This is a genomic window from Neisseria dumasiana (assembly GCF_022870885.1).
Classification (GTDB): domain Bacteria; phylum Pseudomonadota; class Gammaproteobacteria; order Burkholderiales; family Neisseriaceae; genus Neisseria; species Neisseria dumasiana.
In genome coordinates this window covers 249,358-270,989 of the sequence record NZ_CP091509.1, presented here as the reverse complement: position 1 = coordinate 270,989, position 21,632 = coordinate 249,358, and the positions used below count along the sequence as shown (strand labels likewise).

Sequence of the window (21,632 nt, the reverse complement as noted above, 5' to 3'; positions counted from 1 at the left end):
ATATTCAGACGGCCTCAAAGCAATGCGGCAAGCATCAAGCACAATTGAAGCGGATTCCCTATCTACATCTCTGCCACATCGGCTTGGCGGCCGTAACCCATCCTTTCATTTGTAAAAAATCCCCGTTCGGGAAACAAAAAAGATAAAAAATACTCTACAAACGATAATGGAAATAAGTTTTATTTATGGTTTAACCTCTTCCTACCTTCAAACCGGATTAGGATTTTACAGATAGCTGCACCGAAGCAAATGGGAAGCACCAACAGGAGTGATCATGAAAACATACCCCTTAAAAACCATTGTCGTCTGCCTGAGTATCGCATGGAGCAGCCCCTATTTGCGGGCGGCGGGAGAAAGCCCCCAAACAGCAAACGAAGCCACTTTAGGCACGGTAGAAGTAAAAGGATCGCGCACTACTAAAGACGAAAAAGGGCGCAACCGCGTATATGCCCGCGAAGTGGTCAACCTCTACAAAGGCAAACAAGAAGTAGAAACCTTCAAAGGCAACACCGTATCCGACCTATTCAGCGGTTTGGTCGGCGTATACAGCGGCGATGCCCGCAACAGCGGCGCACTCGACCCCAACATCCGAGGCGTACAGGGGCAGGGGCGGGTGCCGGTAACCATAGACGGCACCGAGCAGGCCATTACCGTATGGCGCGGCTATGCCGGTGCCAACAACCGCAATTATGTCGACCCTAATATCATCAGCAGCGTTTATATTGAAAAAGGCCCTTCATTCAGCCGCGATGCCAAAAGCGGCATCGGCGGTACCGTTGCCTTAAAAACCATCGATGCCGACGACATTGTGCCCGAAGGCCAAAAATACGGTTTTGAGTTTAAAGCCGAAACCTCAACCAACTCCATCAAACCGCGCCAAAACGCCTACGAAAAATCGGTAGATTACCGCACTCTGCCTTATCCCGAAGTCGCCACCGGCGGCATCTGGCGCGCCCAGTTTGACGGCAGCGACCGCGTTGACCAGCGTTTCGGCGGCCGCAACAAATTCTTTGAAGACAAAGCCTACCGCATCGCCGCCGCCACCAAGCAGGAAAACTTCGATGCCATGATCGCCTATGCCTACCGCAACAAAGGCAATTATTTTTCCGGCAAAAAAGGCGCGCAACGCTACGGCTACATCGGGCCGTGGACACAAGAAACTTTAGACGAACTCAAACGCCGCCAAGAAGAAGCAGCGGAACGGGGCGAAAAATTCTGGGGTAGTGAAAATATGCTGGGCGCACCCGATATCGCCAAAATCGGCCTGTTTTACCACCCCGGAGGAGAAGTGAGCAACACCTCGCTCCAAACCAAATCATGGGTGGGCAAAACCACTTTCCGCCTGCCTAACCGCCAAACCCTCAAACTCGGCCTGCGCCACACCGATACCGTATTCGGCGAAGTAATGCCCTCGCGCATTATCGGGCCGATTTCCTGGGATGCCAAAGTGCTCAACAAAATCGCCGAATGGCCCGACGCCAAAGTAAAACAAAAATCCTACAACATCGATTATTCATGGAAGCCCGAAGGCAACCGCTGGATAGATTTTGATGCCACACTATGGACAACGCGCACCAAATCGAAAACCAACACCGCCGGCGGCTCGCCGGGCGATACTCTCTATGAAGACCGTGTTTTCCAACGCGCCCGCGATGAATACCTCAGCTGGCAGTCATACACACCTGCCGAGCGGCAAGAGCTGCTCAATGCAGGAGTCGAACCGCCCAAACCCCCGGCCATCACCACCCCCAACATCAACGGCCGCTTCAATACCGTAGAAGGCCAAGCCTATTATTCAAACAACAAGCGCACCGGCTTTCATTTTTCCAACCGTATGAAATTGAACAACAAACTTTCACTCACGGTATTAGGCGATTTTCAAAACGAAAAACTCAATTCCCGCGACAATTTTTCAGCAGAATTAGCCGACGGCGGCAGAAAATACCGGAACGAACTCGACAACGATATCCTTCGTCCGAATTACGAGCTGAACCAATTCGGCGTACCGCGCAACGGCAAACGCCGCGAATACAATCTGGGCTTCAACTTCAAATACGACCCCTTCCACTGGCTGAGCCTGACCGCAGGCGCACGCTATACCAACTTTTCGATACAGGATAAAAGCAAACGGCTGGAAACGGGGCGGGATAAATACAGTTACCCTTTAAGTATAAACAGAGGAATAAAATTTGAGTTTCAGCGCGTCGCTACCGAGAAAGAATACCAAGACCACCTGAATGCAGCAAAAATTCTCGAAGCAGGTTTGGCAGACGACTTATCCAATGAAAATGAATATTTCAAAGCTCAATATGTATACGACAGAGTTAAATTAGATGATGGAGTAGCTGTTTTAGATTACCAAGCACTTAGAAATCAGGAAAGCCACGACCCCGAATCAGCAGCTTTACTTCACGGGGATAAGTATTATTGGTTAAAAGACGCTTCAGGCCGTCTGAATATCAAAGACAACCCACTCTTAAACGGCAGCATTCCCGACCTGCACGCAAAGGTTCCCAATGCCGCCTACAACCCTGCCGACCCAAACAGCCCGCACATGGTGTGGAAATATACAAATAGCTATACAGAAGAATATACTACCAACATGACTGATACAGAGCGGCGGCGGGCGCAAAAACAGGGCGGCAGCGGCTGGACACCAGCGTTTTCAGCCACCGTAAACTTTACCGACAAAGCCCGCGCCTATCTGCGCTATACCGAAGCCCTGCGCTATCCCAGCATCTTTGAAGGCACTTACGGCTTTTCAACCGCCGCCGGCACGTTCGCCCGCGCAGGCTACGGCTGGAAACCCGAACACGCCAAAAACTGGGAAGTAGGCTATATCCACGACCTGACCGGGCTGTTTCCCAAAATGCGCCATGCCGATTTCCGCATCAACTATTTCCGCAATAAAACCGAAAACATTATCGACCGCGATGAAAACCTCGAATTTGAGCAGTTCGACAAGCTCACCCGCAGCGGCATAGAGCTTCAGGCGCGTTTCGATACGGGGCGTTTTTTCGGCGGTTTAGGAGTGTTGCGGAATCTGAAAAATGAAATGTGTGACGAATCTTTTGCATCAAGTGCAGCATTGGGCTCTTGGGCTATTCGCAACTACATTGAAACCAAAACACCGGTCAAAGGCCCTGTATGCAACCACGGCGGGTTGAGCGATTCCGGCTATCTGGCAAGCGCACTCCAGCCGCGCTGGTCGGTTGATGCCGATTTGGGCGGGCGTTTCCTAAACAACAAACTCGAAGCCGGTGTACGCATGCATTACCACAGCCGCGTATATCAAAACCGTGATGATGCTTGGTGGCCGTTGTATCACCAATTCAACCGAATTGTAGATAAGAATGACAAACCTCAATCCAACGATATGCGCTGGCAGCCCGTTGCGGTATGGGATGCCTACCTGCGCTATAAAATCGGCAAAAACCTGACTGCCGAGCTGGTAGGCACCAACCTGACCGACCGCTATTATCTCGACCCGCTCAGCCGATCCTACCTGCCCGCCCCCGGCAGGGGCATCAGAATCGGCATCAGCGGCAAATTCTAACCGCCTTTGCCTTTGAGGCCGTCTGAAAACCGCAGGGCGGGCATTTTTGCCCGCCTTTTTCCACTATTGAGAAAAGGCCGTCTGAAAAAACATCATCGAATACATACAAGGAAATCCGCCCGAAACGGCGTTATCGCTCAAAAAAATATCTACATGGCAATTATTCATTATAAATCATATAAATAATATTAATTTTTATTTGCAAATATTATAAGGATAAGTATAATCAAAATACCTTTCAAGCACCTGTTTGTACCGTTTGTCTGAAACTGCTTTTCAGGCGGCATCAGGCGCGGCTGAAGGTATCTTCTTTTTATATATTCTTCATATTTCTTTAAGGAGCAAATGATGAAACATTCAAAACTGGTTTTAGCATTGGGTACGGTGTTTGTAACCTCTGCAGTTTTTGCTGCTGATCCTGCTTCAGGCAGCTCTACCGCTATATCAGGCAAAAACATTCGGCATATTACGCTGGGTGTTGAAACACAACAGAAAAACAAAGATGATTTAGGCAAAGCTGCCATTATTGTTCATGACGAAAATGCAAAAACCAACAATAAAAATGGGCTTGCGAATAATCAACCTGTATCATTTGCAAAAATCGACAGAACTGCCAATAACTTCTTTGTAAAAACAATCGCCAAAGGGATTTTGGGGAAAGATAAAAACGGTGTAACTGTTGCCCAACTCTACCGCATGACGGGCGCGTGGCAGCTTATCCCAAAAATGCCCGACCATTCCCACTTAGGCCGCTTCTCTTACGCCAAAGCGGGCAACCATGATGTGTATTTCGGTGATTGGGCCAATGTGCCTTCCGGTGCAAAAGCCGATACCGCAGGAACCAACTACACTGTGTTCTACAGCGGCACGGGCAAAACCGCCAAAATGCCTACCAGCGGTAAAGCCACTTATGCGGTTAAAGGCATCAATAACCATGTGAAACAAGGCACTGCGGTATTGACCGGCAACCTGACAGCCGATTTCGGCACTAAAAAGCTTAACGGTACCATCGCCCGTCAAGGTTTGAAAATTGCTATCAACAATGCCGAAATCAAACAAGATGCTTCGTTTGCAGGTGTAGCAAAAGCCAACAACAGCGTAAACGGTACCACCAAAGGCCACTTCTTCGGCAATCAGGCTGCGGCATTGGCAGGCGTAGCAGATTTCGGTAAAAACCACAAATTTAACACCGCATTCGGCGGCACGAAAAAATAGTCACACACAATGAACGACTCGAACAGCGGGCAGCAGCCCGTAAGCTCTGCCCGCGCACAAACCCGATACCGACCCAACCTATAAAAAAGCAGTCAACACCGCCTTTTTGTTTGCCGACCGATTTATGAAACCCACTTCCGCCTTGTTCCGATTTTCTTTCTATTTAAGCCGAGCCTGCTTCGGTATTTGCCTTTTTACCCTGCCCTTTTATTCCTTTGCAGACCGTGAAGACCGCCGCATACAGCTCAATCAAAGCGTAGAATCCCGCAAACAGCAGCAGGAACACAATATCGTAGGTAGCGAAAATATTGCTTATGGAAGCGCAAGTAGTGAAGGCGAAGATATTTTTATGTCCTTAATGCAAGCGGTTAACGCACAAGATGAAGCGGAAACGGCAAGGTTGCTTGCGGTTTACCAACAGCAGCCCGACTATGACCCCGATATGGTGATATTCGTTAAGGCCAATCAGGCCGTTTTCCGCAATGATATGAAAGAGGCTGTTGCACTGTACCGGCAAGTTTATGAGCGCAATCCCGGATTTGTGCGTGGCAAGCTTGATTTGGCGCGTTTACTGTTTATAGATAAGCAAAACCGTGAAGCCGCGGCTTTGTTTTCAGATATCTCCGTGCCTGAAGTTCCCGAAATCAACCGTAAAATTACGGTTTTCAAAGATGCGTTGGCAAACCGCGAGGCATGGCACGGCTCGGTTTCGCTTGGAGCGGGCTATGAAACCAATCTCAACCGTTCTTCGGAAAGCACTGTTTGGAGAGAACAGACACTCTGCGGTTTCGGTTCGGACGGCCAGCCGATTTTAGACAGCAACGGCGAATTATCCTGCCGCACCGAAAAGCTGCCCGCTTATTCTCCCAATGCGGTCGATGGTAAGGTTTGGATATATGAAACAGCGGCAAACAAACGGATTTCACTAAAAGGCCATCACGGTATCCAACTCAATGCCTTTGCTCTCGGCCGTCTTTATCCGAACCACGCAGAATATAGCGAACACAACACAGGACTAAATCCGACATATAGTTTTACCAATAAAAACAATACATTCACCATAGGCCCTTTGTGGCAGCACAATTGGGAAGGAGGCCGCTTGCAAAGCAGTAACATGGGCATCAGCACTTCTTTCAACCGCGAAGTATCGCCCAATGCTTTTCTCGGCATACAGGCAGAGCATAAATACGACCGCTACCGCGGACAAAACTTGCGCCATTTCAACGGCCCACAAACCTTGCTGTTTGCCAACGGCGTTTACGCCCTGCCGAATAACTGGACAATATTCGGCGGCTATGATTATCTGCGCAAAAACAGCCGTGAGGCCGTCGATTCATACCGCCGCCACGGTGTGCGTTTCGGCATCAACAAACATTTCGGCTCAGGTATCGACACTACTTTGCATACCATTTGGCGCAGAACGGCTTATCAGGACTACCATGCCTGGTTGGAAACACGCCGCAAAGACCGCGAGCGGATTTACCAGCTGGACGTCAAATTCAACCGCCCTTCTCTGCGCGGTTTTACACCGATATTCAGTTTCAAACATACCGATAACCGTAGCTCATCTTGGGTAAACCGCTATAAGCGCAACGAATTTGTATTCAAAACGGAATACAGTTTCTAAATTCTCCTCTTCGGCAAAGAGGCCGTCTGAAAAAGCCTTTTCAGACGGCCTCAACCACATGTGCAGATATAAAAAACCTATTAAAAACAATAAACCGCCCATATTGAAAAGCGTGCTGTGTTATAATGCGCGGCTGTCTTACTCACTCAAGAAAAAAACAAAAATGAACATGCGTAATGTCTTTACCGTTTTGATTTTATTGTGCTCCTCGCTTACTTGGGCGCAACGCACCGTTCCTACCGAAATGGACGTGGCCGTATTAAAGCAGGTGAATTATCCTCAGGTTGTGTTGAGCAACGGCGGTTTTCCGTGGTTGAAAATCCTCACGCTGGGCTGGCTCGATAATAATGTTTCTGCCTTCAATACCACCCACGACCTGCGCATCAAAGACGAGCGCAACCGTTTTATCGTTCGCGGCAAACTGATGTTGCATCTCGGAAAAACCGTAGCCGTGCGCCGTAACGATGCGGGCAATATCACCGAAATCTGGGTGCTGACCGATGCCGAGCAGAAAGCATTCGAGCAACGCGCCGCCACCCTCCAACCCTAATCATTCTCTCATCCGCAACAAACATGAAAAAAGTATTTATCCGTACCTTCGGCTGCCAAATGAATGAGTACGACAGCGAAAAAATGCTGTCGGTGCTTGCCGAAGGCGACGAGCTGGTGCAAGTCAGCGAGGCCGAAGAAGCCGACATCATTCTGTTCAACACCTGCTCCGTGCGCGAAAAAGCGCAGGAAAAAGTGTTTTCCGACTTAGGCCGCATCAAACCGCTGAAAGCGAAAAATCCCAATCTCATCATCGGCGTAGGCGGCTGCGTTGCTTCTCAGGAAGGCGAAGCGATTGTGAAACGAGCGCCTTATGTAGATGTAGTGTTCGGCCCGCAAACCCTGCACCGCCTGCCGCAGATGATTGTGGATAAAGAAACCACCGGCCTCTCGCAAGTGGATATTTCCTTCCCCGAAATCGAAAAATTCGACCACCTGCCCCCTGCCCGCGTGGAAGGCGGCAGCGCGTTCGTATCGATTATGGAAGGCTGCTCGAAATATTGCAGCTTCTGCGTGGTGCCCTACACCCGCGGCGAAGAGTTTTCGCGCCCGTTGAATGACGTACTCACCGAAATCGCCAATCTCGCCCAGCAAGGCGTGAAAGAAATCAACCTGCTGGGGCAAAACGTGAACGCCTACCGCGGTGCGATGAACGACGGCGGCATTTGCGACTTCGCCACCTTGCTGCGTATCGTGCATGAAATCCCCGGCATCGAGCGTATGCGTTTCACCACCAGCCACCCGCGCGAGTTTTCCGATGCGATTATCGAATGCTACCGCGACCTGCCCAAGCTGGTATCGCATCTGCACCTGCCGGTGCAAAGCGGTTCCGACCGCGTGTTGAGCGCGATGAAACGCGGCTATACCGCGCTGGAATATAAATCCATCATCCGCAAACTGCGCGCCATCCGCCCCGATTTGTGTTTAAGCTCCGACTTTATCGTCGGCTTCCCCGGCGAGACCGAACGCGAATTCGAGCAAACGTTGAAGCTGGTAAAAGATGTTGCCTTCGATTTGAGCTTCGTCTTCATTTACAGCCCGCGCCCCGGCACACCGGCCGCCAACCTGCCCGACGACACGCCGCATGAAGAAAAAGTGCGCCGCTTGGAAGCCTTGAACGAAGTAATCGAAGCCGAAACCGCCCGCATCAACCAAAGTATGCTCGGCACGGTGCAACGCTGTTTGGTGGAAGGCATTTCCAAAAAAGACCCCGACCAACTGCAAGCGCGCACCGCCAACAACCGCGTGGTCAACTTCACCGGTAATCCGCACCTGATTAATGAAATGGTGGATTTAAAGATTACCGAGGCCTACACCTTCTCTTTACGCGGAGAAATCGTATAGCTGTGAAACTGAATCTTTTATACTGCGTTGGCTCGCCTTAGCTCAAAGAGAACGATTTTGTAAGCCGCTGAAGCGGCAACAAAATCAATTCCGTACTATCTGTACTGTCTGCGGCTCGCCGCCTTGTATAAAAACTTCATTTTCACAGCCATAAGTGCCGAATCGTAATCATCATTTACGGTAAGCATCAAACAAGAGGCCGTCTGAAAAAAACTTTTCAGACGGCCTCTACCGTTATCGCCATTTACCAACGGCCAAGTAAAGCTTTGGCACCGGCTTTGGCCACGCTTTCATCTTCCTCCACCGTGCCCCCGCTCACGCCGATACTGCCGATAATCGTGCCTTTTCTATCGGTGAGCAGTTCGCCGCCGCCGAAAATCACCAACCCGCCGTTGGTCGATTCGATACCGAACAACGGCTGCCCCGGCTGTGCGGCTTTACCCAAATCGCGGGTGGACATATTGAAATAACGTGCGGTACGCGCTTTGCGTTCGGCGATGTCGATGCTGCCTAGAAACGCATCATCCATGCGTGCAAACGCTTTCAGATTGCCGCCTGCATCTACAACGGCAATATTCATCGGCACTTTCATGGTTTCGGCTTTCTTCAATGCCGCCTGAACCACCGCCTGCGCCTGCTCCAGCGTGATATCGCCCGGCAAGGTTTTGGTCAGCCCGGAAGATGCGGAGGGGTAAGCCAAAAATAATGAGAATAACCATACAGCCACTTTGGAATTACGCATGTTTCTCTCCTCAAAAATGAACGACAGCGTTCCCCATTGATTTAAAACCCTTTTTCAACAAGGGTCAATGTCGAACACGGTTTATTTTGACGGTTGTCAGAATCAGGCGTAACCGTTACGGCAAATAAACTTATTTTTGATACAAGGCCGCAACGGTACAGCAGAAATAAAGTTTGAGGGTTTTGCAAAGGTCTCAGTTTATTGGCTTATGCGCCCGGGGCAGAAACAGCGGGCATTTCTTCGCCACTGCCGTGAAGAGCTGTATAACAAGGCTCAAGCTGGCGGCCGATCAAGCTTAACTGCTGCCATAAAATGCTGCTCTGGCGGTCTTCGCCAATCAAACCGTGCAATTGCTGCAAACCCTGCCTCACTTCGTTTAAGGCCGTCTGAAACGCTTCGGGGCTTGAAAAGGAAATGCTTTCCAATATATCCGCTATGCGGTTGGCGGTACGGAAAAAACCTTCTGTAAATTCAGGTTCGCAGCCGTTGGCCATATGGCTGCGGTATGCCCCGAGTGCGGAAATATAACCGATCAAGGCATAACTGAGTTTGAGCAGATTAAAACCGTCTTGCAGTTTGCGACCGTATTTTTCAGGCTCTCCGCTCATATCGGAAAGCGTGCTGCTCAATGCCGCAGCAGCTTCGTGCGCTTGGCGGCGCACAACCCGATAAGCCACATCGTCGGAACCGCCCGTTCTCAACTGGCCGAGAATGTGGCGCAAATACAATCCGTTGCGGTTAACCGCCTTCCCTGCCGTGCGGCTGAGGGTGAGATAACGCCAATCCGGCCACAAATAGCTGACTGCCGCCCATGCGATTGCCGCCCCCGCCAAAGTATCGGTTACGCGCGTCCACGTTAGAGACAACACATCTTCCCCCGCCAACGACATAGCAGCAAGTGCTTGAACGGTAATAAAAAAGGTAGAAAAACTGTATTTATTGGTGCGGAAAAAGAAAAACAGCGTGGTTGCCGCCAACACAATCCACAATTTGGTTTCCATCGAGGGCGTGAAATAAGGCACGAGCGAGCCGACCACCACCCCCAGCAATGTTCCCGCAATACGCTGGTTAATGCGCTTTTTGGTAGCCGAATAGTTGGGCTGGCATACAAACAAAGCCGTCAGCAATATCCAATAGCCCATATTCACATGGAAAATTTCCACCACACTGCACGCAACAAACACCACAATCGACAAGCGCACGGCATGGCGGAACACCACCGATTCAAGATTGAGCTGGCTGCGCACCGACGGCCATATATTACGCAAACCGCCGTTTTCCGACGCAGCAATACGGGTTTTATCTGAAGCACCTTCATCGGCAGCCTGATCGCCGCTTTCGATATGGCTGAGTTGGTAATCGACGCTGAACAGGTTTTCCAGCAGCCGCTGCAAAGTATGTACTTCGCTGCCGTTGTGGCTTTCCGCATACAGCTTCAGCGACTGGCGGCACCCCTGAATCGCACGCTCCAAACGCTTACCGTATTGATAAGGCCGGCCGCTGCGCAAACTTTCCGCCACATCCCGACAAGCCTGCCCTTGAAGTTCAAGCAAACGGTTGATCCGAAAAATCAAATCGGTATTTTTTAAACGGTCTGCCAGCTCGCGGTAATCAACATGTGCCGAACTGATGCGCTCGTGAATATCCTGCGCGGTAAAGTAATAACGCAACATGCGCATGGTGCGCGGATGACGGTGCTGCCCGCGCATACGGTAAAACAAAGCATTACGGCATTGGTTGAACGCCCCGATGATTTCGGTGTTTTTCATCGCCAAATCAATCTGCCTGTTCTCCAACCAATCCGCTTCGTCCGGATCAAAAAAAGCAGCTTTGGCATCCAAATAACCGCCCAAAGCAGCATAAGCCGAAGCCATACTCTCCTGAACCGGACGGTGCGGAAAAATCATATGCAGCAACAACGTAAGCGTGCTATACAGCAGCGTGCCGCACAAAATCAGCACAGGATTCACAAACCACGGCATACTCGGCGTATAGGCAAGCGTTGTATAAGTTGCCACCGCCAAAGTGCCGAACGCCAGCGTTCGATAACGCAACCCCACCGCACCCAAAAGCGTAAAAACGAAGGTCATCAGCGTCATCACCAGAATAAACGGCAAGCCCGAACCGTGCGTAAACTGAGCCGCAAGCGAAGAAACCGAAAACAACACCAGCGTAATCACAATATTTTTCAGACGGCCTGTCAAACCGTTATCCAAATCCACCAAACCGCCGGCAATAATCCCTAACACCAAAGGCGTAGTCAGCTGGGGCACATTGAAATACCAAATCAGCGCCGTCACAATTAACACGCTGAAAAAAACCGGCAATGTGGCAATAACTTTAGGATTAACGGCAGGAGTGCGCATAAGACAGAGGCGGCAGAAAAATCAATAAAATAATGAATTGTACAGGATTCAAACTCTCTCTAGAGAAAGAAACAGAACAGGCCGTCTGAAAAACAAAATCCGGCTTACCAAAACACGAATTAAAAACAACATACTTGAATTATGCCCCTGTTATCACAAATAAACTTATTTTTGATACAAAGCCGCAAGCCGCAGCAGAAATTAAAGTTGATTTGCTATGAAAGCGGTAAGTCTCGGTTCGGTTTATAGTCAAAGATCTTTTCCGATTACCCATTCCGGCACCTGCTCAACAAAAATGCTGTCAAAGCAGATATCCCGCTTGACAGCATTTCCATCCTAAATCGAACTTTTACCGCATAAAATGCTTACACACTCAACGGCAAATCTCGATGAAGAAACAAATTATTTAGCAGCGTCTTTCGCTTTGGCATCAGCTTCTTGAGCAGCATTCTTCACATCGGCGGCAGCTTCTTTTGTAGCAGCCTTAGCCTTGGCAACCGCATCTTGAGCAGCATTCTTCGCATCAGCAGCAGCTTCTTTGGTTGCTTGAGCGGCATCACTCATCGCTTCCTTACCGGCAACAGCAGCATTAGAAGCCGCGTTTTCCACTTTAGCACCGGTTTCTTTTGCAGCTTCAACCGCACCGCTTACCGCAGAAGCCGCTTTTTCTTTGGCATCTTGCACATCGGTTTTCACTTCAGAAGCAATAGCTTGGGCAGCTTCTTTAGTTTCCTGTTTGGTTTCTTGAGAACAAGCTGCTAAAGCAGCAACAGCAGTAAGAGCCATCAGAATTTTTTTCATCTGTGTTTATCCTTTTCAATATGTATTCGATGACCAATGAATACTTTCATTGATACGCTTAAAATCATAACATAGTCGCCGTTCAGATAAAATAAATAAATTTTCTTCTTTTACATAAAGATGCAGAAAAAATAACATGCATCTATTGACAGAACCCCCTCCAATATTTAAAATTCACAGCTTATCGGGTCGTTAGCTCAGCTGGTAGAGCAGCGGACTTTTAATCCGTTGGTCGAAGGTTCGAATCCTTCACGACCCACCAGATAAATCAACAAGAAAGGCCGCAAGCAATTGCGGCCTTTCTTGTTTCTGGCAAAACGTCAGACGGCATTCAACCGTATCCATATTTCAAAATCAGCCTGAGACCTTTGCCCCATCGGCAGCGCATTTCTGCGTTATACGCTGCTCGCTCGCTTGCCCCGTCTATATGAATATGTCTGCACTCACTATGCTGCTACGCCTTGAACTGCATTCACATCTGAGCGTTTTGCAAAGGTTTCAGCCTAAGTCAATCAACGCATTTTTAATATAAGGCAGCAAGCTGCAAACAGTACTGATAGTCATACAGAACCGATTCTGTTGCCGCTTTAAAGTCAATCAACTTAATTTCTACTACGGGGTTGCCGTACCCTGCCGTATCACTCCACTGTCTGCTGCTTGCTGCCTTATATTAAAAAATGAAGTCGATTTACTACATATGATATTTCCTACCTCTCAGGCCGTCTGAAAAAACGCCGATTGCTGACACAATCGGCGTTTGGCTTAATATTTACGTCATTCCATTTTATTCGGCTTCATCAACCTGTTCGGCCACTTCGGCTTCATGATGTGCCTGCCATACCTGACGACGGGTACGGTGGTAAGTCAAACCCGTACCTGCCGGAATCAGACGGCCGACAATCACGTTTTCTTTCAGACCGCGCAACTCGTCTTGTTTGCCCATAATTGCGGCTTCGGTCAATACGCGTGTGGTCTCTTGGAACGATGCGGCTGAGATGAAGCTGTCGGTAGACAAAGAAGCTTTGGTAATACCCAGCAATACGTTTTCGTAACGTGCTGGTTCTTTATCCTCGGCCAATGCCTTCTCGTTAGCCAATGTAACATCGCCGCGCTCTACTTGTTCGCCGGTAATAAAGCCGGTTTCGCCTGCATCGGCAATATTCACACGGCGCAGCATTTGGCGGATGATGACCTCGATGTGTTTGTCGGAAATCTTCACACCTTGCAGGCGGTAAACTTCCTGCACCTCTTGTACGATGTAGCGGGCCAACGCTTCGATACCTTGCAAACGCAGAATATCGTGCGGGTCAACCGCGCCGTCGACAATGGTTTCACCGCGGTTCACCACTTGGCCGTCGTGGACAAGAATCTGTTTCTCTTTGGAAATCAGGGTTTCGTAAGCCACACCGTCCACATCAGTAATAATCAGGCGTTGTTTGCCTTTGGTTTCTTTACCGAAAGACACGGTACCGGTTACTTCGGCCAACATGCCGGCATCTTTGGGCACGCGTGCTTCAAACAGTTCGGCTACACGCGGCAGACCACCGGTAATATCGCGGGTTTTGGAAGACGCTTGCGGAATACGTGCCAATACGTCGCCCTTGCCGACTTCCTGACCTTCACGGATGGTAATCACCGCACCTACCGGGAACGCCATCGACACGGCAGTGGTCGTGCCGGGCATGCATACTTCTTCGCCGTTTTCATCCAACAGTTTCACGGTCGGACGCAACAGTTTGGAAGTAGATGCCGAACGGCGTTTGCCGTCGATTACCACCAATGTAGACAAGCCGGTTACATCGTCGGTTTGTTTGGCAACGGTCACGCCTTCTTCCACGTTTTCAAAACGCACCTGACCGGCATGCTCGGTAATCATCGGACGGGTATGCGGATCCCATGTTGCCAAGGTTTGGCCGGCTTTCACCGCCGCACCGTCTTGTACCAACAGAATGGCACCGTAAGGCACTTTATGGCGCTCACGCTCACGACCGATTTCATCGTGAATCACTACTTCGCAAGAACGGCCGATTACCACCAGTTCGCCTTTGTTGTTGGCAACATAACGCATTTGGCTGCTGAAACGTGCGGTACCGTTTGATTTGGCTTCCACTTGGCTGGCGGCGGCGGCACGCGATGCGGCACCACCGATGTGGAAGGTACGCATCGTCAGCTGAGTACCCGGCTCACCGATAGACTGAGCGGCAATCACGCCGACAGCTTCGCCGGTATTAACCAATTTGCCTCGCGCCAAGTCGCGGCCGTAACAGTGGGCACACAAACCGTAGCGGGTTTTACAGGTAATCGGGGTGCGGACTTTAACCTCATCGACACCAGATTGGTCAATCAGATCAACCAGTTGCTCATTCAGCAACGTACCTGCTTCAACAAGCGTTTCGCCGCTTGAAGGATCAACCACGTCACCGGCAGTTACGCGGCCTAAAATACGGTCACGCAACGGTTCGATCACATCACCGCCCTGCACCACGGCTTTCATGACAAAACCGTCAGTTGTGCCGCAATCGTCTTCTACCACAACCAAATCTTGGGTAACGTCTACCAAACGGCGGGTCAAGTAACCTGAGTTTGCCGTTTTCAATGCGGTATCCGCCAAACCCTTACGCGCACCGTGTGTCGCAATAAAGTATTGCAATACCGTCAAACCTTCGCGGAAATTTGAGGTAATCGGCGTTTCGATAATCGAGCCGTCCGGCTTGGCCATCAAACCACGCATACCGGAAAGCTGTTTAATCTGCGCTGCCGAACCACGGGCACCCGAATCGGCCATCATGTAAATGGAGTTGAACGATTCTTGGTCTACTTCGTTACCTTCGCGGTCAATGACTTTCTGTTTGGAAAGATTGTCCATCATCGCTTTAGCGATTTTATCGCCGGCACGCCCCCAAATATCGACCACTTTGTTGTAACGCTCGCCGTTCGTTACCAAACCTTGACGGTATTGGTCTTCGATTTCTTTAACTTCGCTTTGCGCCTCGGCCAATAATGCGGCTTTTTCTTTCGGAATTTCCATATCGTCGACACAAATCGAGATACCGCCTTTGGCTGCGAATGCAAAACCGGTATACATCAAGTGGTCGGCAAAAATAACGGTATCACGCAGGCCGCACAAACGGAACGATGCATTAATCAGCTTGGAAATTTCTTTCTTTTTCAGCGCTTTATTAATGTATTCGAACGGCAGGCCTTTAGGCAGAATCTCGCTGAGCAAAGCACGGCCTACTGTAGTTTCATAACGTTTTACCACCGGCTCCAACTCGCCTTGGGCATTTTTCTCCCATTCGCGCAGACGCACGGTAATTTTCGTACCCAACTCTACTTGTTTGGTGTGGTAGGCACGATGCACTTCTTTTACATCGGAGAATAAGCTGCCTTCGCCTTTGGCATTGATGCGGTCGCGGGTCATGTAGTACAAGCCCAATACGATATCTTGCGACGGCACGATAATCGGTTCGCCGTTGGCGGGAGACAATACGTTGTTGGAGGCCAGCATCAAAGTGCGTGCTTCCATTTGCGCTTCCAAGCTCAACGGAACGTGTACGGCCATTTGGTCACCGTCAAAGTCGGCATTGAACGCGGCACAAACCAGAGGATGCAGCTGAATGGCTTTACCTTCAATCAGAATCGGCTCGAACGCTTGAATACCTAAACGGTGCAGCGTCGGCGCACGGTTCAGCATGATCGGGTGTTCGCGGATCACTTCTTCCAAGATGTCCCATACTTCCGGCACTTCCTGCTCTACCAGCTTTTTAGCCGCTTTTACGGTTGAAGCCAAACCTTGTTTTTCCAATTTGTGGAAAATAAACGGTTTGAACAATTCCAAAGCCATTTTCTTCGGCAAACCGCACTGATGCAGACGCAGGTAAGGACCCACGGTAATCACGGAACGGCCTGAATAGTCCACACGTTTACCCAACAGGTTTTGACGGAAGCGGCCGCCTTTACCTTTAATCATGTCGGCCAACGATTTCAGCGGACGTTTGTTGGCGCCGGTCATGGCTTTACCGCGACGGCCGTTATCCAGCAGCGAATCTACCGCTTCTTGCAGCATACGTTTTTCGTTGCGTACGATAATATCCGGAGCATGCAATTCCAGCAGGCGTTTCAAACGGTTGTTACGGTTGATCACGCGGCGGTACAAATCATTCAGATCGGAAGTAGCGAAACGGCCGCCGTCCAGCGGTACCAACGGACGTAAATCAGGCGGTAATACCGGCAACACATCCATAATCATCCATTCGAGTTTCATACCCGAACGTTGGAAGGCTTCCAATACTTTCAAACGCTTGGCGATTTTTTTGATTTTGGTGTCCGAGCCCGTGGATTCGAGCTCTTGACGCAATACTTCTACTTCCGAAGCAATATCCAAGCTGCGCAATAATTCGCGAATACCCTCGGCACCCATCTTGGCATCGAAGTCGTCGCCGTATTCTTCCAGCTTGGCGTAATAATCGTCTTCAGTCAGCAATTGGCGGCGTTGCAGGGGTGTCATGCCCGGGTCGGTAACCACATAGGCTTCGAAATACAACACGCGTTCAATATCGCGCAAGGTCATGTCTAAAACCATACCCAAACGTGAAGGCAGTGATTTTAAGAACCAGATATGGGCGACGGGTGCGGCCAATTCGATATGGCCCATGCGCTCGCGGCGTACTTTAGACAAAGTAACTTCCACACCGCATTTTTCACAGGTTACGCCTTTGAATTTCAGACGTTTGTATTTACCGCACAAACATTCGTAGTCTTTTACCGGGCCGAAAATTTTGGCGCAGAATAAACCGTCGCGCTCGGGTTTGAAGGTACGGTAGTTGATGGTTTCGGGTTTTTTCACTTCGCCGTAAGACCATGAACGGATGGTTTCAGGTGAAGCAATGCCGATTTTGATCGCATCAAATTCTTCTTCTATGCCGGCAGACTGCAACGGATTAAATAAGTTTAACAAATTCATTTTTGCTCCTTGTGGAACGGTAGTTTTCAGACGGCCTCATTAAGAAAGCCTGTTCATTTGAAAATCTTTTTTCAGACGGCCCGAATGTTTTGGAGGCCGTCTGAAAACCGGTTCCGATATTAGTAACGTTCCAGATCGATATCCAAGCCCAATGAGCGAATCTCTTTAACCAATACGTTGAAGGATTCAGGCATACCGGCATCGATTTTGTGCTCGCCTTTAACAATGTTTTCATACATTTTGGTACGGCCGGCAACGTCATCCGATTTCACGGTCAGCATCTCTTGCAGCGTGTAGGCGGCACCGTAAGCTTCCAGTGCCCACACCTCCATCTCACCGAAACGCTGGCCACCGAATTGGGCTTTACCACCCAGCGGCTGCTGAGTAACCAGACTGTACGGGCCGGTAGAACGGGCGTGCATTTTCTCGTCAACCAAGTGGTGCAGCTTCAGGTAGTGCATCACACCGACGGTTACTTTGCGGTCGAACGGTTCACCTGAACGGCCGTCGTAAAGGGTGATTTGGGTTTTGCTGTTGTTGAAGCCGAGTTTTTCTACTTCGGGATCGTCGCTCGGATAAGCCAAGTCGAGCATCTCGTAGATTTCGTTTTCTTTAGCACCGTCGAATACCGGCGAGGCGAATGTGGCTCCGCGTTTCAGATTCTCAGCCAAGGCTAAAATTTCTTCATCGCTCAGCTCGTCCAGATTTTCCTGCTTACCGCTGTTGTTATAGAGTTTATTCAGGAACTCACGGATTTCGCCTACTTTACGCTGCTCGGCCAACATGCGGTCGATGCGCTCGCCGATACCTTTTGCCGCCCAACCCAAATGCACTTCGAGAATCTGGCCGATATTCATACGGGACGGTACGCCCAACGGGTTCAATACGATATCTACGGGGCGACCATCTGCCATATAAGGCATGTCTTCCACCGGCAGAATGCGCGATACCACACCTTTGTTACCGTGGCGGCCGGCCATTTTGTCACCGGCTTGCAGACGGCGTTTGATGGCGATGAATACTTTCACCATTTTTTGTACGCCGGGTTGCAATTCGTCGCCCTGTGTCAGCTTTTTCTTTTTCACTTCATACAAGGCATCGGCTTCTTCGCGTTTTTGTTGCAGGCTGACTTTGATCAACTCCAGCTGCTTAGCCAAAGATTCGTCGGCCAAACGGATATCGAACCAATCGTGCTTGCTCGGCAACGATGCCAGATATTCTGAAGTGATGTCGCTGCCTTTGGCCAGTTTCAGCGGGCCTCCGTTGGCTTTCTGGCCGACAATCATGCGCTCGATACGGCTGAAGGCATCGTTATCGAAAATACGCAGTTGGTCGCTCAAATCTTGGCGGTAGCGTTTCAGTTCCGAATCAATAATCGACTGGGCACGTTTGTCGCGTTGGATGCCTTCGCGGGTAAATACCTGCACATCGATAACCGTGCCGCTCATACCGGTAGGCATACGCAATGACGTATCTTTTACGTCTGATGCTTTTTCACCGAAAATGGCACGCAACAGTTTTTCTTCTGGTGTCAGCTGGGTTTCGCCTTTAGGCGTTACTTTACCTACCAACACGTCACCGGCTTCAACTTCCGCACCGATATAAACGATACCCGATTCGTCCAAACGGTTTTGCATGCGCTCGGATAAGTTCGGAATATCACGGGTAATGTCTTCTGCACCCAGCTTGGTATCACGTGCCACAACGTTCAATTCTTCGATATGGATAGAAGTATAACGGTCATCCGCAGCCACTTTTTCAGAAATCAGAATCGAGTCTTCATAGTTGTAACCGTTCCACGGCATAAAGGCGATAGTCATATTTTGACCCAAAGCCAATTCACCTAAATCGGTAGAAGCACCATCGGCCACGACGTCGCCGCGTTGCAGCACATCACCGGCTTTCACCACAGGACGTTGGTTAATGTTGGTTGATTGGTTTGAGCGGGTAAATTTCACCAAGTTGTAAATATCCACACCCACTTCGCCGGCAGTCGCTTCATCATCGTGTACGCGAACAACGATACGGTTAGCATCGACATACTCAACCACACCGCCACGACGGGCAACAATTGCAGTAGCGGAATCCACGGCTACCGAACGCTCAATGCCGGTACCCACCATCGGTTTTTCCGGGCGCAAGCATGGCACGGCCTGACGTTGCATATTGGCACCCATCAAGGCACGGTTCGCATCGTCATGCTCTAAGAAAGGAATCAAAGAAGCAGCCACAGAAACCACTTGGCCGGTCGCCACGTCCATATACTGAACGCGGTCGGCAGTAGCCATAATGGTTTCACCTTTTTCACGACAGGTAATTAAATCACCGGTCAAGCGGCCGTCTGAATCCAATTCGGCGTTTGCCTGTGCAATCACATAGCGACCTTCTTCGATAGCAGACAAATAATCGATTTCATCGGTTACCTTGCCATCCACCACACGACGGTATGGGGTTTCTAAGAAACCGTATTCGTTGGTGCGTGCGTAAACAGACAATGAGTTAATCAAACCAATGTTCGGACCCTCAGGTGTTTCAATCGGGCACACACGGCCATAGTGGGTCGGATGTACGTCGCGTACCTCAAAGCCCGCACGTTCGCGCGTCAAACCACCCGGACCCAGTGCAGACACACGGCGTTTGTGGGTAATTTCCGACAGCGGGTTGGTCTGATCCATAAATTGGCTCAACTGGCTGGAACCGAAAAACTCTTTAATTGCAGCAGAAACCGGCTTAGCATTAATCAAATCATGAGGCATCAGATTTTCAGATTCCGCCTGATTCAAACGCTCTTTCACTGCCCGCTCAACACGAGCCAAGCCGCTGCGGAACTGGTTCTCCACCAATTCACCTACCGAACGGACACGACGGTTACCCAAATGGTCAATATCGTCCACTTCGCCATGACCGTTACGCAACTCAACCAAAGTAGCAATAGAAGCAACGATGTCTTCCACGCTCAACACAAAACCACCTTTTTCAGCTGCACCGGCAAAAGTTTGGTTCAACAAACGGCCATACCATGAATCTGCCTGAGCATCGCTAAGCTTCTGCTCATAAGTGCGGGTATTGAATTTCATACGACCCACACGAGATAAATCATAGCTGTCTTCATTGAAAAACAGGCGGTTAAATAACAGCTCTACCGCTTCTTCGGTAGGTGGTTCGCCGGGGCGCATCATGCGATAAATCGCTACACGGGCAGCTTGCTGATCTGCAGTTTCGTCGGTACGCAGCGTATTGGAAATATAACCGCCTTGATCCAGTTCATTGATGTATAGCGTTTCCACTTTTTCAACGCCGTGGATATCCAGCTTAGCCAGCAATTCTTCTGTAATTTCCTCGTTTGCCGTAGCCAAAACTTCACCGGTATCGGGCACGATCAAATCTGTTGCCAACACTTTGGCCAACAAACTTTCGGGATCAACATCCAAACGTTTCAAGCCTGCATTACTGATATCGCGGATATTCTTGGCAGTAATACGTTTGCCCTTGGCAACCAATACATTGCCTTCTTTATCCACTATATCAAGCTTTGCAGTTTCACCTTTCAGACGGCTTGCGATCAAATCCGTTTGAACACCGTCTTTCGACAAGTAAAACGTTTCTTTGTCATAAAAGGTATCTAAAATTTGTTCGTTGTTGTAACCCAAAGCTTTCAACAAGATGGATACCGGCATTTTACGGCGGCGGTCGATACGGAAATACAACAAGTCTTTAGGGTCGAACTCAAAATCCAACCAAGAACCGCGATAAGGGATAATACGGGCAGAAAATAACAACTTACCTGATGAATGTGTTTTTCCGCGGTCATGCTCAAAAAACACACCCGGAGAACGATGCAGCTGAGACACAATCACACGTTCTGTGCCGTTAATGACAAAAGAACCGCTGGGCGTCATCAGAGGAATCTCACCCATATAAACTTCATTTTCACGCACTTCTTTTATAGTCGGCTTGGAAGATTCTTTATCCAAAATAACCAAACGAATACGCGCACGAAGGGGAGATGCATAAGTAATACCCCTTAATTGACACTCGGGAATATCAAACAAAGGCTCACCCAAAACATAATGCACAAACTCTAAACGCGCATAACCATTATGGCTAACGATTGGAAAAATAGAGTTAAAAGCAGCTTGCAAACCATCATCACTACGCTGATCAAAAGGCTTACCCAACTGTAAAAATTTCGAATAAGAATCCAGCTGTGTTGCCAGCAAAAAAGGCACATCTAATACATTTGCCCGCTTAGCAAAACTCTTACGGATACGCTTTTTCTCGGTAAAAGAATAACTCATAAAAAGAAACTCCAAAGTAGGGAGATTATGTGAAACAAAAATTTTGAAATTGATGCATTAAATAAATAAAGAATGCATTAAAAAATAAAATACGCTTAAGAACACTACGAAAATAAATTAGAATATTTACATTTATTAACAATAAGCTATAAATAAATTGAAAATATAGGT

General features: G+C 49.3%; 10 protein-coding genes and 1 tRNA gene. 6 read left to right on the top strand and 5 right to left on the bottom strand.

Annotated elements, in window-relative coordinates:
* Positions 1-274: 274 nt before the first annotated feature.
* From LVJ88_RS01200 to miaB, 5 genes are all read left to right on the top strand, one after another.
* Complete coding sequence (locus LVJ88_RS01200; RefSeq protein WP_085418027.1) at positions 275-3,556, top strand: TonB-dependent receptor domain-containing protein; 3,282 nt, start codon at positions 275-277, stop codon at positions 3,554-3,556.
* A gap of 345 nt (positions 3,557-3,901) precedes the next feature.
* On the top strand, positions 3,902-4,771 hold the full coding sequence (locus LVJ88_RS01195; RefSeq protein ID WP_332888947.1) for a Slam-dependent surface lipoprotein: 870 nt from the start codon (positions 3,902-3,904) through the stop codon (positions 4,769-4,771).
* Positions 4,772-4,895: 124 nt separating this feature from the next.
* Complete coding sequence (locus LVJ88_RS01190; RefSeq protein WP_085418029.1) at positions 4,896-6,398, top strand: surface lipoprotein assembly modifier; 1,503 nt, start codon at positions 4,896-4,898, stop codon at positions 6,396-6,398.
* A 163-nt stretch (positions 6,399-6,561) separates the two neighbouring features.
* Positions 6,562-6,948 (top strand): hypothetical protein, encoded by a 387-nt coding sequence (locus LVJ88_RS01185; RefSeq protein WP_231718111.1) that lies wholly within the window; start codon positions 6,562-6,564, stop codon positions 6,946-6,948.
* Between the two features lie 23 nt (positions 6,949-6,971).
* The gene (gene miaB, locus LVJ88_RS01180; protein WP_085418030.1) at positions 6,972-8,291 is read left to right on the top strand and encodes a tRNA (N6-isopentenyl adenosine(37)-C2)-methylthiotransferase MiaB; all 1,320 of its coding nucleotides are present in this window, start codon (positions 6,972-6,974) and stop codon (positions 8,289-8,291) included.
* 244 nt (positions 8,292-8,535) lie between these two features.
* Here the strand turns inward: miaB and LVJ88_RS01175 are convergent, their stop codons facing one another.
* From LVJ88_RS01175 to LVJ88_RS01165, 3 genes are all read right to left on the bottom strand, one after another.
* Entirely contained in the window at positions 8,536-9,033 is a 498-nt protein-coding gene (locus LVJ88_RS01175) for a GlcG/HbpS family heme-binding protein (protein ID WP_085418031.1), read from the bottom strand.
* Positions 9,034-9,239: 206 nt separating this feature from the next.
* Positions 9,240-11,399, bottom strand: coding sequence for a YccS family putative transporter (gene yccS, locus LVJ88_RS01170; RefSeq protein ID WP_085418032.1), 2,160 nt, complete (start codon positions 11,397-11,399; stop codon positions 9,240-9,242).
* Between the two features lie 402 nt (positions 11,400-11,801).
* A complete protein-coding gene (locus LVJ88_RS01165; protein WP_054599433.1) occupies positions 11,802-12,200 on the bottom strand; it encodes a lipoprotein in 399 nt (132 codons plus the stop codon).
* 186 nt (positions 12,201-12,386) lie between these two features.
* Between LVJ88_RS01165 and LVJ88_RS01160 the strand changes: the two genes are divergently transcribed.
* Positions 12,387-12,462: transfer RNA gene (locus tag LVJ88_RS01160), tRNA-Lys, on the top strand.
* Between the two features lie 522 nt (positions 12,463-12,984).
* On the opposite strand, the gene rpoC is transcribed toward LVJ88_RS01160, so the two are convergent.
* Positions 12,985-17,163 carry a DNA-directed RNA polymerase subunit beta' gene (rpoC, locus tag LVJ88_RS01150; RefSeq protein ID WP_085356960.1) on the bottom strand — a complete coding sequence of 1,393 codons (4,179 nt, stop codon included), beginning with the start codon at positions 17,161-17,163 and terminating at the stop codon, positions 12,985-12,987.
* Between the two features lie 119 nt (positions 17,164-17,282).
* Positions 17,283-21,461 carry a DNA-directed RNA polymerase subunit beta gene (gene rpoB / locus LVJ88_RS01145; RefSeq protein ID WP_054599431.1) on the bottom strand — a complete coding sequence of 1,393 codons (4,179 nt, stop codon included), beginning with the start codon at positions 21,459-21,461 and terminating at the stop codon, positions 17,283-17,285.
* Positions 21,462-21,632 lie beyond the last annotated feature (171 nt).

Coding starts and splice junctions, on each gene's coding strand:
- LVJ88_RS01200 (WP_085418027.1), top strand. CDS start 275: ATGAAAACATACCCCTTAAAAACCATTGTCGTCTGCCTGAGTATCGCA.
- LVJ88_RS01195 (WP_332888947.1), top strand. CDS start 3,902: ATGATGAAACATTCAAAACTGGTTTTAGCATTGGGTACGGTGTTTGTA.
- LVJ88_RS01190 (WP_085418029.1), top strand. CDS start 4,896: ATGAAACCCACTTCCGCCTTGTTCCGATTTTCTTTCTATTTAAGCCGA.
- LVJ88_RS01185 (WP_231718111.1), top strand. CDS start 6,562: ATGAACATGCGTAATGTCTTTACCGTTTTGATTTTATTGTGCTCCTCG.
- miaB (WP_085418030.1), top strand. CDS start 6,972: ATGAAAAAAGTATTTATCCGTACCTTCGGCTGCCAAATGAATGAGTAC.
- LVJ88_RS01175 (WP_085418031.1), bottom strand. CDS start 9,033: ATGCGTAATTCCAAAGTGGCTGTATGGTTATTCTCATTATTTTTGGCT.
- yccS (WP_085418032.1), bottom strand. CDS start 11,399: ATGCGCACTCCTGCCGTTAATCCTAAAGTTATTGCCACATTGCCGGTT.
- LVJ88_RS01165 (WP_054599433.1), bottom strand. CDS start 12,200: ATGAAAAAAATTCTGATGGCTCTTACTGCTGTTGCTGCTTTAGCAGCT.
- rpoC (WP_085356960.1), bottom strand. CDS start 17,163: ATGAATTTGTTAAACTTATTTAATCCGTTGCAGTCTGCCGGCATAGAA.
- rpoB (WP_054599431.1), bottom strand. CDS start 21,461: ATGAGTTATTCTTTTACCGAGAAAAAGCGTATCCGTAAGAGTTTTGCT.